This is a genomic window from Treponema sp., from assembly GCF_024696245.1.
Lineage (GTDB): Bacteria > Spirochaetota > Spirochaetia > Treponematales > Treponemataceae > Treponema_D.
Window position 1 is genome coordinate 1 of record NZ_JAILGZ010000020.1, and the last position, 13985, is coordinate 13985.

Below are 13985 nucleotides of genomic sequence, written 5' to 3' on the forward strand. Positions count from 1 at the left end.
TTATTTAATTAAAAGTACTACTATTTTAATAAGTTTCTGAAAGTTTTTCAAATCGTTGTTATTTGACCGAATTTTATGTTATAATTTAAGATATGAAAAAGAGTGATTTTTATAGTTTGCTCACTGCCCTGCCTAAGGCTGAACTTCACATTCATGAAGAAGCAGTATTAAGCCGCAGTACTATAAAAAAGGTATACAAACGCAGTTTTAATAAAGATATAACCTCAGAAGAATATGATCAGCTTTTTGCCTACACTGATCTTGCAGGTTTTCTTGACTCTTTTATAAAGATTCAGAAATTCTTTACCAATGTAGAAGACATGGAGCTTCTCTTTAAGGATTTTTCAGACTATCTGGAAAAAAACAATATTGTATACTGTGAGACTTTTATAAGTCCTACATCACATCTTAAAAAGGGCTGGGACTTTTCTAAAATGATCAGCCTTATAAGCAAGAGCATAAGTAAAATAAAAAAAGAAAAAGGCAGAACCGTAAAAATCATTATAGACGTAAGCCGCAGCTTTGGTCTTGAAAATGCCATGAATAATCTGGACCTTGTCCTTAAAGAAAACAGTCCGGATATTATTGGAATAGGCCTTGGAGGAAACGAAGCAACCGGTCCTGCTAAAGACTATGAAAAAGTCTTTGTTAAAGCCAAAGAAAAGGGACTTCATGTAGTAGCACATGCAGGAGAAATCTGCGAAAGCTGGTCCATGAAAGATTCCATAAATCTTCTTAAGGCAGAAAGAATAGGCCACGGAATTACTGCCATTAACGACAGTGACTTCCTTAAGGAACTTGCAGAAAATAAAATATGTCTTGAAGTTTGTCCTACCAGCAATGTATTTACAAATACAATCGTAAAAAGTTTTGACCAGCATCCAGTAAAAAAACTTTATGATGCAGGAGTTAACGTTACAATCAATACAGATGATCCTACCTTCTTTAAAGTATCCCTTATAGACGAATACTGGAATGTTTACAAGGAACTTGGTTTTACCCTTAAAGAAATAAAGGATCTTGTAAAAAATTCCTTCAGGAATTCATTTATTTCTGACAGTGCAAAGAAAAAGTATTGCTCTTCTGTAGATAAGGCATGGAAGGAATGGTTCCAGGACCATCCTGATGCAAAGGAAGAGTAAAAAAAATACAGCATAAAAAAAGCTGCAGCTTACCTTATGTAAACTGCAGCTTTCTTATTTTAAAGCCTGAACTGTGCCAGTCTTATGCCTTCTTTACTTTTACCGTAAAGTTCATATAAGTTTCCTTACCCTGCCAGTCAGTAACAATAAGCTGGGCTTTTCCGGCCTTACCAGTAGTCTTAATATAGGTTCCTGCCATTCCACCCTTAAGGGAAACAGCAGAAGGTCCTATAATTTCTACAGGTCCCTTTACAGAAAGTGAAACAGCTTCCTGACAGTAAGGCTGAAGGTTATAATGTTCATCTTTTGCACGAATATTTACGGCTGTAACATCATAACTTTCTTCTTCCACAAGATCAGTACGACGGGAACTAAGTTCAATAGAAGTCTCTTTACCCGGAGTTTTTATTACAGTCTTAACGATTTTGCCTTCTTTATAGGCTTCAAACTTATGAGACTGACCTGCACCACCCCAGCTGCCCATATACTTCCAGTAGAATTTTTCGAGCTTTTTATAGGTAACTGCACGGCACAAAAGAAGTTTAACAAACTTAAGCTTATACTTAAATGGAATCTTATCCAGACCGTACTTTTGAGCAGCCCTGAGAAGTTCCTTTATTTCTTCTGAGTATTTAGCCTTAACTCCATCTTCATCAACAAGACGGTTTCCGATTATATCAAAGAGAGGAATAGGTCCCTTCCTTAAGTTTTCATAAGGACTGTCTGCACAGGTATACTCACGGATAAAGGTATTTCCTGTATAAAGCTTTACGCTGTCTGCATTGGTAAGAATCCAGATTCCCCCAATTGCACCTCCAGGATATTCTCCAATGTCCATGGAACTTGTAACTTCAAGAATATCTCCTGTTACGCTGTTATCCTGCTGAATTCCATAAACATAGGAAGCAAGCTTAGGATTACGGAACATATCCATTACACCGTGATAACAGATTCTGTCACCGCTTCCAAAATCCTTGTGGGTATTGTAGTCAAAGGCACACCAGCCGGAAGAACCTGCAATTTCATCATCACCTGCAACTGAATCAAGAACATTTGCATGCCTTAAAGCGTGTTCCGTACGATGACTTTCATCATCAAAAGTTTTGGTAGGATACATATGACCATTGTATTCACTGATCATATAGCCCTTCTGGGTATCAGTAACCATTTTCTTAAGGCGGCTGCCCCTGTTCTTACCTGTGTGAACAAAGTCATTAAAGGTATAAACATCTTCAAGAAGGTGACTGTGCTGAAGATACCTTACACCACCTGTAGGACGGGTTGAATCAAGTTTATGAGCAAGTTCATTTGTACGGGTATAAAGTTCATCATTATCCTGACTTTCGTTGATTCTTACACCCCACATAAAAATACTTGGATGATTTCTATATTCAAGAATCATTTCTTCCACATTGGCAACAGCCTGATCCTGCCATTCTTTTCCGCCTATGTGCTGCCAGCCTGGGATTTCAGTAAATACAAGAAGCCCCAGTTCATCACAACGGTCTATAAAGGCATGACTCTGAGGATAATGAGAAGTCCTTACGTAATTAAGGCCAAGTTCATATTTAAGAATGTCAGCATCATCAGACTGCATGTTCTTTGGCATTGCATAACCAACATAAGGATAGCTCTGATGGCGGTTAAGGCCCCTGAGCTTGATTTTTTTATTGTTAAGGTAAAAGCCTGTGCTGTCAAAACGAATGTCCCTGAAACCAAAACGGACAGTTTTTGAATCTACAAGCTTACCCTTTTCGTTTTTAAGTTCAGTTACAAGATTGTAAAGGGCCGGATTTTCCAGAGTCCAGGCAACTACAGGAGAAGCATCACAGGCTGTAAGGGTTTTTCTTATAGCAGGAGTTGTAATCATTGCACTTGGCTCACCCTTTTCTGAAGCAGCACTTACAACTTTCTGCTGAATGGTATAGCCCTCAGGAATATCCTCACCTTCAAGACTTACTTCTGATTCAAGATGATTGGAAGAAGTCTTTACAAATACATCCTGAATATAAACAGGATTTTTTAATTCAAGATATACGTCCCTGTAAATTCCACCATAAGTCATGTAGTCAATTACATAACCAAAAGGAGGAATATCAAGGCTTTCCCTGCTGTCTACTTTTATTGCAAGAAGATTGTTTTTACCTTCTGCAGCAAGATGCTCAGAAAGATCTACAGTAAAGGCTGTATAACCGCATTTATGTTCACAAAGTTTTTCTCCATTTAAATATACTTCTGCTTTATGGGCAGCAGCTCCAACTGTAAGTAAAACTTTTTTTCCAGACCATTCACTTTCTGTTTTAAAAGTCTTTCTATAAATACACAGCTTTTGATATACAGATTCATCAAAAGAATTAAATGGTGTTTCAGATACAGAGTGTGGAATGCGAACACTTTCCCACTTGCCTTTAAATTTTGGAGAAAGCATTTTCTCGTCAAAATCAGATGAATATTCCCAGTCATTATTTAAGTAAATTCTGTTTTTCATATCTGTATATTTTACACGATAGAACCTATTTTTACCATAGATAAAAGGCAGGGCAATTGAAAGTTTATTTACTGTCAATTACAATAGTCAGTATTATTATGTAAGGGGAGTTTGTATGTCTACACCACTTGAAAACTATTTGAAAGAAGCAGGATCTTCTTTGAATGCAGCCATGACAGCTTATGTTGCCAGTCTCCAGACTGTAAGCCAGGTTGCTCCGGAAATTGCCGCTGATGTTGTTAATGAACTTGAAAATCAGCGTTCTCACCTTAAGTTAGTTGCTTCAGAAAACTATTGTTCCCTCAGCACTCAGCTTGCAATGGGAAACCTGCTTACCGACAAATATGCAGAAGGTTTTCCTGAACACAGATATTATGGTGGCTGTGTAAATATTGATGCAGTAGAAAACACTGCAGCTCACGAAGCAGAAAAGCTTTTTGGTGCAGATTATGCTTATGTTCAGCCTCACTCAGGTGCTGATGCAAACCTTGTAGCTTACTGGGCTATTCTTTCTAAAACAGTAGAAATGCCAACCCTGGAAGAACTTGGAGTTAAATCTCTTGGTGAACTTACTGGTGAACAGTTTGACATGCTCAGAAAAAGATTCGGTAACCAGCGTCTTATGGGTCTTGATTACTCCTGTGGCGGACACCTTACTCACGGTTACAAGATGAATGTAAGTGCCCGTATGTTTGAAAGCCATCCTTACGGTGTTGACGAAAAAACAGGTCTCCTTGACTACGATGCAATTGAAAAGCAGGCAATGGAAGTAAAACCACTTATTCTTCTTACAGGTTTTTCTGCTTACCCACGTAAAATCAACTTTAAGAGATTCCGCCAGATTGCAGACAAGTGTGGTGCAGTTCTGATGGTTGACATGGCTCACTTTGCAGGTCTTGTTGCAGGTAAAGTATTCACTGGTGAATATAATCCTGTTGAATGGGCTGATGTTGTAACTACAACTACCCACAAAACACTTAGAGGACCAAGAGGTGCCCTTATTCTCTGTAAAAAAGAATTTATGGATTATGTAAACAAAGGTTGTCCAATGGTACTTGGTGGTCCACTTGGTCACGTTATGGCAGCAAAAGCCGTTGCCCTTAAAGAAGCAAATACAGAAGCATACAGAAACTATGCTGCAAATGTTGTAAAGAATGCCCAGGCTCTTGCAAAATCATGTATGGATAAGGGAATGATTCTCCAGACTGGAGGAACAGAAAATCACCTTATGCTTATTGATGTAACAACCTATGGTCTTACAGGAAAACAGGCAGAAGCAGCCCTCTTTAAGTGTGGTGTTACTGCAAATGCAAATGCCCTTCCTTATGACAAGAACGGTGCATGGTGGACAAGTGGTATCCGTATTGGTACTCCAGGTCTTACAACTCTTGGCATGAACGAAAAAGACATGGAAGAAGTTGCTTCAATTATTGACCTTGTTCTTAAGGGAACTAAACCAGGCCTTACAAAAGAAGGAAAACCTGCAAAGGGAAAAATCGAACTTGACCCTGCAGTAGAAGAAGAAGGTAAAAAGAGAGTTAAGGCCCTCCTTAGCGCTCATGTTCTTTATCCGGAACTTGACCTTGACTTCCTTAAAAAAGAATTTGTTAAATAAGGCTTTTATAAAACAATAGCTGACAGATAATTCAGCTTAAATCCCGGAATTAAGTACAGTTAAGTTTTTAAAAATGAAACTGTATTATTTTCCGGGATTTTTTTTAGTTATGCAGATGGCAGATAAAAATTAAAAATACTTCTTTTCAAATTCTGTAACACTTAATGGTTTTGAAAAATAATAGCCCTGGAAGGTATTGCATCCTAAATCAGAAAGCATCTTTACCTGGGATTCATTTTCTACCCCTTCAGTAATTACATTCATGTTCAGCTTTTTTGCAAGAGTGATAATTGCTGCAAGAATTTTACGGCTCTTTTCAAAATTAACTGTCTTATTAAGAAAGAGCATGTCTATTTTTAATATATCGGCCTTAATATCCTTAAGCATATTAAGGGATGAATAACCTGAACCAAAATCATCAATTTCGATTTTAAATCCAAAGTCCTGAAGCTTCTTAAAAAGTTCCATTACTTTTTTATAATCAGACAGTAACACCGTTTCTGTAAGTTCAATATTAAGATGACCCGGGTCAATTCCAAATTCAGAAACAAGACCTGTAAATACTGCATAAAGATCAAAGTAATACAAATCCCAGGGAGAAACATTTACACAAAGATAAGGTTCCGTAAGTCCCCTGCTCTTCCAGTCCTTAAGGATGGCACAGGCCTTTCTCCAGATATAAAGATCAAGCCTGGAAATAAGACCGCACTGTTCATAAACCTTAACAAAGAAATCAGGAACAATTATTCCCCTCTCAGGATGATTCCATCTTACAAGAACTTCTGCACCAAAAGATTTATTATTGTTTGTAATTAAAGGCTGAAGGTAAAGTTCAAATTCTTCCTTACTGATAGCTTCATCAAAATCTGCAATTATATTTTTTTCAGAAAGCCTTTTATCCATAAGGTTGGAATCAAAATAACTGATGAGCTTCATGTAGTTTCCGTGAATTTCATCCATGGCAAACATAGCCTTATCAAACATGGAATCTGCAGATTCATCAGCGGACTTTATTTCATAAATACCAAACTGCATATGAAGTTCATATGACTGGGAAGAAATTATTTTTTTTATCTGATCGTAATATTGTTTAACGACGTCTTCCGAGAAATATTCTTTTCTAAAGAAGATACAAAACTTGTCATCAGCAATTCTTCCATAAACAGAATCTTTATGGGCATATCTTTTTAAAAGCTCGGCTTCCTTCTTTAAAATCCTGTCTCCAGTTTCTGTACCGAAGATTTCATTAATCATTTTAAAATCCTGAATATTGGTACATACCATCATCCATTGCTGGTCGTTGTATTTAGAAAAGACTTCGTCTACATTCTTAAAAAAACCTTCCCTGTTAAGAAGGCCAGTAACTTCATCATGAGTAAAATTATACTGTTCCCTTTTTAATGCATTAATTTCCTGAGTCTTATCCGTTAAAAGAAAATAATCTCCGATTCTTACATTTGAATACTGAAGGACATTTTTTTCTACAATGTAGTAACGGGAACCTCCATCTATTGCACAGGAATAAGTACCATTCTGCTGCTGCCAGCTTTTATAAAAAGCCTGACATTTTTCCCTGTCAAAATGTTCCCTGCTGCTAAAAAGAGTAAGGGCTGCCTTATTGTGGTAAATACAGTTTCCATCAAGGTCAAAGCAGATGATTATTTCTTTAATACTTTCATTTACACGATTTAAAAGTTTAATAACAAGAGATTCAGGAAAAGTAAAAATGGAATAATAACTGATAAAACCTGCAAGAAGAGCATAAAGCCATACAGAAAAATCTATTACAGTCCCGGCTGTATAGCAGAACATGTTTACAAAGATTACAACCAGATAAGCAACGATTACAGTAAGATACTTCTGTTTATAAAGGGAAGCAACGTTAAAGAAAGCCTTAAAGAGAAGTAAAAGAGAAGAAGCTACCATTACATAACAAAAATCCAGATGAATATAATGAAGGGGTGTAAAAAGCATAAGCCAGTAAACAACCCCTGTAAAGGCAACAGCCTGCTGAATGTCAAAACTATGTTCCGTAAAAGTATTTAACAGGAGGGAAGCTCCGTCAAGAATAATCAGGCAGATACATATTTTCTTAAATAGTGAAAGAGCCTTATTCTGAACAAAGCCGGTATAATTAATTGAATAATTAATCATGCTGTAGACCATTAAATCAGTACAGATAAAATAACAGCTGCACATAATCTTTGCCAGAATATAATTATCAGAAATAGAAAAAATGGTATAAAAAATTATTGCTATAATGGCAATAATCATAATCCTGTTTGCATCTTTTTTTATGGCACCAGCTTTATTAAAAACAAGACGGATAAAATATACCAGAACGGATATTATAAAAAGCGAGAGCAATATATAAATGATTTTTACACTGTCAAGTATCATTTCTTCAAACTCCCCATGTACATTTTTTCAAATTCTTTTTGAGAAAAAATCATATTACAGAAATTATTCTGAATAATATCGCAGCCTGCCCTTCTTAAAAAATCCTTCTGATGTTCAAATTCTACACACTGGGCAGTAACTACCATTCCAATAGCCTTGCTCATGGAAATCATGGAATCAATTATAGTAAGTGTTCTGTCACTTTGTTCATTTTGATAAAACTGATCAAAATTAATCTTAAGGACATCAGCATTAATATCCTTCAGGATATTTAGTGAAGAGAACTGACTTCCAAAGCCATCCAGCTCAATCTTAAAACCTGCTTCATGGAGTTTGTTTAATACATCCACGTGCATTTTTACATCCCTGGTAAAACAGTTTTCATTTACACCTAAAACAAGAGAAGCAGCATTTATCTGGTAACGATTAACAAGAGACTTAAATACTTCAGGCAAGTTAAGATAGTAAAAGGACTGCTGATGAATCTTAACACTGAGTTTTAAATTAATGTCCTTCTTTTTCCATTCAGAAAGAATCTTTACCGTTTCTTCCCATACATAATAATCCAGTTTATGAAGCAGCATGGTTTTATCCAGCAGGTCAGTATATTCATCTTCATTAAGGATTCCGTTTACAGGATTATTCCATCTTGTAACAATCTGGGCACCACATACATCTTCCGTGTCACAGGTAAATAAAGGAGTAAGGTTTACTTCAAAGGCTCCGTTTTTTATATATTTTTCAAAATCACTTACAATATTTTTTTCTTCATAAAGCTGTTCCATAAGGGAGCGGTCATAAAAAACCAGGGTCTTGTCATAACTACCGTAAATACTTCTTATGGCAATCTGTGCCTTATCATACATGGCTGACACACTTTCATAAATATCTGAAACTTCATAAATACCAATGTAAATCCTGATTTCATAATGAAGGTTTTCAAATAAAGCCTGAAGGCTGGAAGTATTTTTAACCGAAAGCTTCTGACTGAAATTTTCTTTTGGAATAAGCATGGCAAAATTATCAGAGGATATTCTTCCGTGTATGGTTTTAGGATAATCAGCCAGTAAAAGTTTTTTTGCCTGTTCAATAAGAACTTCATCACCAAACTCCGTTCCGAAACAGGTATTTATCATTTTAAAATCTTTAATATTTGTTGCTACAAGATAAAACTGAGTATCCTTGTTATTACGGATAATACTTGCTGCATTTTCAAAAAAACTTCTTCTGTTATACAAACCGGTTAATTCATCATGAGTAGAAATATAAAGTTCCTTCTCCATTTTCTTCATGACTTTTGTGTTGTCACTTATATTAACGCTTACACCAATAAGACGGTTTTTATTATCTTTTTCCCTGTTAACATCTTCTTCAAAAAAACATTCTTCTTCATTTAGATAAACAATCTGACTGTTCATAAAGGAATCCGAATTATTTTCATCGACAAGCTCATTAAGGTGCTTAACATAATCCCTATACCTGTAAAGTTCAGCGGCTTTTTTATTTGAAAAAATTTTATTACCGGTTGAATCAAAACAAACAATAGCATGATTTATATTTTCTGAAATAAGCTTCATCATCTGTGAAGACAGATATTTTGGCATTGAATAAAGTGAAGAATAACAAAGATAAAGGGCACAAACCACGTAACCAAGAATACTAAAATCAAAAAAAGGCAGGGCTGTAAGAAACATTACATTAACACCGATTATAAGCATGAACATTCCAAAAACAATTTCATACTTAATGCGGAAAATCCTGCTTGACCTTAATATTTTTAAAATCAGACAACCGCCTACAATTATTACCTGCAGGTAAGAAAGAGCCAGATGAATGTTAAAAGGCCAGCGGTAGTCAGCAACCCAGCCAAGGACAACTCCATTCTCATCAGTCTTCTGAACTATATCAAGAACATTATGGTAATTAAGGTTTATGATAAAAGAAAACAAATCACAGAGACATAAAGCAAAAATAATCAGCCTGATTATAAGACTTTTATTTTTGCGTGAAAGCTCTGTAAAAATCATCATGAAATTTACAACGCTGAACAAAAGCCAGGGAACACTGGCATAATAAAAATTAGCAAATAGAAAAACAAGACTGTACTGTTCAACCCACAATGAAGTTGCATAAAGATACATTGTAAAGGTACACAGAAGATTCATTATTACCAGGGAAATAGAAACATTTTCCTTTTTTTTAACTGAATAAACCGTAAAACCTAAAAGAGGAAGTATTAAGGTATAAATTAACACTGAAAGTATATATCTTAAATGCAAATTTAACTCCAGGGTTAATTTTACACCATTTCTTCTAATAACTCAAACAGCTTCCATAAAAACCGCTGGCTGACATATTTTCATTACCGGCTCTAAGATGGGAAGTATCCCCCATAGTCTGAATTCTCCAGGCAACTTCTCCGGGAATTCTCTCCTCTGCCCCAGCAATAGTTACAGAAGAGGGAGCAACAAAAAATCCCTGCCAGAGCTGTACTGGAGAAATACCTGTTAAATGACTTAAAATTGCAAACATAACTCCAAGATGACAGAAGAAAACAATATTCTTGTTATCAAGATCTTTCTGTTCCGGAAGAAGATGAGTATCCACAGCTGCTTCTTCTGCAGTCATATGAGGAAAACAATTATAAACAGGCATGGAAGGAGATATTCTTGAATAGTCATAGCAGGAAAGTATATTGTCAATTCCGTTGCAAACTTCATTATAATGTCCAAGGATGTTTCCGGACTTCATGATTTTTGTAGACCACCATTTATTTACATCTGCATATTTTTTTTCAGAAAAATAATCTCTTGGCAGCCAGTCCCAGGCTATTCTTTTATTACCATCTTTATCTGTAAGGGGATAATTAAATTCCCTAAGCCAGCTTACAGTCTGTGGCTTTACATTCCAGTTTTTAAGACAGGCTTCTGCCGTAGCTGCAGCCCTTCCCATAGGAGAAACATATACTTCGTCTACCTTCCAGTTTTTACTTCTTTCAGCCAGAAGTTCAAGTTCCCTTCTTCCTTTCTGAGTAACATTATCATTGGCATAGTCAGGATCTCCGTGACGAACAAAAATCAGATGCATATTCTCCCCCTGCTTAAATCCTTTAATTTTCCGGCAAGATCTTCATATTCCGTTAACCAGATATTTGCCTTTATTGTAATTGAACTTTCAAAAGCTTCTTCCACATCACTTATATGATAAAGGGACAAAAGCCTTTTTACACTTTCATATTCACCGTAGGAAGCTTCTAAAGAAAAAGATTTTTTTTCTATAAGTTCTTCATACTGACATTTATCAAGAATGGCCTTCATACTGTCAGAGTAAGCCCTTACAAGCCCCCCTGTCCCTAAAAGGGTTCCACCAAACCATCGTGTTACAGTAACAAGAATATTTGTAATTCCCCTGCCCTTAAGTACATCCAGCATTGGACGACCTGCTGTACCGGAAGGTTCACCGTCATCACTCATGCCGTTTACTTCTCCCTTTTTTCCTGTAATAAAAGCATGAACAACATGGGTAGCGTCAGAATATTTTTCCTTTTGGGAATGAAGTATTTCCCTTGCCTGAGCCTGACTTTCTGCAATAAAAGCTTCTGCCAAAAAACGGGAATTCTTTATGTTAAGTTCTGTACTTTGATAGCCCAGAAGAACTTTCATAAATCTCAGTTCTCTTCTGAAGCTGAATCACCTGAGTCAGAATCACCTGAGTCAGAATCACCTGAGTCAGAATCATCTGTTCCGGCCTCATCTTCATCTTCTCCGGCATTTTCATTATCAGTGCCATCATCAGCCGGAAGACTTGATTCAGAAGAATTTTCTTCCTTATGCTTTTTAAGCATACCATTTACTGCAAGAAGTGAATAATAATAAACCGGAATTGAAAAATATAGCTTTAATACAACAGTAAAGATTTCAAGTATTACAAGAAACTCCAGAATACCTGCAAGAGATGGAAGTGCAAGGGTAACAAAAATACAGCCGATGATTATTACCACATTCTTTCCCACAGAATAAAGTGCAAACCCCATAAAATGAATCATTCTTCCCTTCATAAAGGCAAAACTTTTTTTTAGCACTTCCTTAAGGGATGCAGACGAAGATTCAAGACTTACATTAACTGCAAACATAAAAGGAACATTTATGAGAATATTAAAAATAAGAAGAATAAGGGATAATCCAATTACAGTAAAAGAAAAAACATGTGGAGAAGAAAGCTTTAAACTGTAAGTTTTAAAAATGTACATAACCAGTGGAATTGATACTGCAAGGCTTAAGGCAATAGCAAGAAAATACAAAACAGTTGTAAAGGCAGAAATCTTCCAGGCATCCTTTCTGTTAAAACCAAAGAGCACAGACTTTACATAGGCAGCCCGGTTTAAAATCATGTCGGTACAATGCTTTATCATTCCAAAAGTAAGAAGACCGGAAACAAACTGAAGTATTACAAGCATTAAAACGTAAAAAAGAATCAGGGAAAGTCCCGGAATTTTACTGTCAGCTGCAAAGCCCAGGGGCCTTGAGCATAAAAAATTAACAGCAAGCTTTATAAGCATAAGGACAATTGCAGAAAGATAAGCTTTCCCTATGTTCTTCTGAACCGCACTGCGTGTAACAGTAAGCATTTTAAAATATTCAGGATTTTCCAGATTCATTTTTGTATTCATTATAAAAGCATTCCCTGTGCATCAGCACTTTCAACTTCAATTGATTCAACTTCACGGGTATCAAGACGTAAACCAAGAGTCTTTAATCCCTTTTCTTCATAAGACTGAGCTTTAAATTCTGCTTCATTAATCTTCTGTCTTGCCTTTGGAACATAATGAAGGGTGAACTTAAATTTTTGTCTGGTATCTACATGAAGAACTTCCATTCCGTCTGGAGCAAAGTTATAATCCCTGTTCATAATCCAGCCGGAAACACGGCAGCGTTTTATATAACACTGTCTGCTTTTTGGATCACGATAAATTATTGTAAAGAGAACTGCAGATACAATTTCTTTTTCTGCATAATTACAGTACCACATTCCGCTGTCCACAAAGAGTTTTTCCGGAACATCACAAACTGTCCACAAACCGCTTTTTCTTACAAAGAAAATTCTGTCAAATGGAGTTACCTTAAGAAGTTCCCTTCCACCGGAAACTGATGTACCGATATACCCCTTGTCGTCATAACGAAGAGGAATATTTCTTTTAGCAACTTCCTTAACATCAACCTGAGAGAAAGAAGCAATACTTGTTTTTCTTTCAAGAGAGAAATCCCTTTTATCTTCTGCAGCAGCCTTAGCAAGCTTTTCAAATTTTTCAATCATGCCTTCAAGATATTCAACGGCACAGTCTGTAAGATGCTTAAGACGTTTTGCAATTTCCTTAAGGCGGGCATTAATTGCAGCTACCTGATCCTTATTTTTGTTAATATCAAAAAGAGAAATACGGCGGATAGGAATCTGAAGAAGGTGTTCAACATCTTCATCAGTAACTTCACGGATAAGTTCATTCTTAAATGGAACAAAGCCCTTCTTTACAGCAGCCTGTACTGCCTCTGCAGTTTTCTGCTCTTCAATCTTTTTATAAATACGTTCTTCAACAAAGATACGCTCAAGAGTTCTCTGATGAAGTTCTTCCGTAAGCTTGCTTCGCTCAAATTCCAGCTCTTCCTTAATAATTGCTACAAGTTTTTTTGCATAATACTTGATGATTTCTGTAGCAGTCATTACTACCGGCATATTATCCTTAATAACCAGCATCTGGCAGGCAATGGATTTTTCACAGTCGGTATAGGCATAAAGGGAATCAACTACATCCTTTGAATAAACGCCACGAGGCAGTTTGATTTCTATGTTACAGCTGTTGGTAGTAAAGTTATCAACGGAAGATATTTTAATCTTTCCTGCCTTATATGCTGAATCAATGGACTTAAGAAGGGACTTTGCATCAGTATCAACAGGAAGTTCAGTGATTACAATTTTCTTTTCATCACTGGTATCAAATTTTGCACGTGTAATAATCTTTCCGTTACCATCATTGTAACCGCTTACATCAATAAGACCGCCGGTAGAAACATCAGGATAAAGCTTAAACTTCTCTCCCTTAAGACATTTGATTTCTGCATCAAGAACTTCCTTAAGGTTATAAGGAAGAATCTTTGTACTCATTCCGACAGCAATTCCTTCTGCACCAATTAAAAGAACAATAGGGAGCTTGGAACGATAAACCTCAGGCTCTAAGTCACGGCCGTCATAGTTTGGAACAAAGTGAGTAATTTCCGGATTAGTTACAAAAAAATCTTTTGCCAGAGGATGAAGGCGGCATTCAATGTAACGTCCTGCTGATGCAGGG

General features: G+C 36.3%; 9 protein-coding genes. 2 read left to right on the top strand and 7 right to left on the bottom strand.

Annotated features, from left to right (window positions below; all coding sequences use genetic code 11):
- The first annotated feature begins 92 nt into the window (after positions 1-92).
- Complete coding sequence (add, locus tag K6D58_RS01380) at positions 93-1142, top strand: adenosine deaminase (protein ID WP_296826775.1); 1050 nt, start codon at positions 93-95, stop codon at positions 1140-1142.
- Positions 1143-1224: 82 nt separating this feature from the next.
- Here the strand turns inward: add and K6D58_RS01385 are convergent, their stop codons facing one another.
- Positions 1225-3630, bottom strand: coding sequence for a glycoside hydrolase family 2 protein (locus tag K6D58_RS01385; RefSeq protein ID WP_296826777.1), 2406 nt, complete (start codon positions 3628-3630; stop codon positions 1225-1227).
- Between the two features lie 115 nt (positions 3631-3745).
- Here K6D58_RS01385 and K6D58_RS01390 point away from each other — a divergent pair, with 115 nt between their 5' ends.
- Complete coding sequence (locus K6D58_RS01390; RefSeq protein ID WP_296826779.1) at positions 3746-5245, top strand: glycine hydroxymethyltransferase; 1500 nt, start codon at positions 3746-3748, stop codon at positions 5243-5245.
- 129 nt (positions 5246-5374) lie between these two features.
- On the opposite strand, the gene K6D58_RS01395 is transcribed toward K6D58_RS01390, so the two are convergent.
- The 6 genes from K6D58_RS01395 to K6D58_RS01420 all read right to left on the bottom strand — a co-directional run.
- Entirely contained in the window at positions 5375-7645 is a 2271-nt protein-coding gene (locus tag K6D58_RS01395) for a GGDEF and EAL domain-containing protein (protein ID WP_296826781.1), read from the bottom strand.
- Positions 7642-9900: an EAL domain-containing protein gene (locus K6D58_RS01400; protein WP_296826783.1), complete on the bottom strand. Its 2259-nt coding sequence runs from the start codon at positions 9898-9900 to the stop codon at positions 7642-7644. Before K6D58_RS01400 ends, K6D58_RS01395 begins: the two co-directional genes overlap by 4 nt.
- 58 nt (positions 9901-9958) lie before the next feature.
- Positions 9959-10732: a histidine phosphatase family protein gene (locus K6D58_RS01405; RefSeq protein ID WP_296826785.1), complete on the bottom strand. Its 774-nt coding sequence runs from the start codon at positions 10730-10732 to the stop codon at positions 9959-9961.
- Positions 10723-11307 carry an IMPACT family protein gene (locus tag K6D58_RS01410; protein WP_296826787.1) on the bottom strand — a complete coding sequence of 195 codons (585 nt, stop codon included), beginning with the start codon at positions 11305-11307 and terminating at the stop codon, positions 10723-10725. Before K6D58_RS01410 ends, K6D58_RS01405 begins: the two co-directional genes overlap by 10 nt.
- Before the next feature lie 5 nt (positions 11308-11312).
- Positions 11313-12314 carry a hypothetical protein gene (locus K6D58_RS01415; RefSeq protein ID WP_296826789.1) on the bottom strand — a complete coding sequence of 334 codons (1002 nt, stop codon included), beginning with the start codon at positions 12312-12314 and terminating at the stop codon, positions 11313-11315.
- Positions 12314-13985, bottom strand: a 1672-nt coding sequence (locus K6D58_RS01420) for a DNA topoisomerase IV subunit A (protein WP_296826791.1), incomplete at its 5' end; no start/stop codon positions are given. The genes K6D58_RS01420 and K6D58_RS01415, both read right to left, overlap by 1 nt.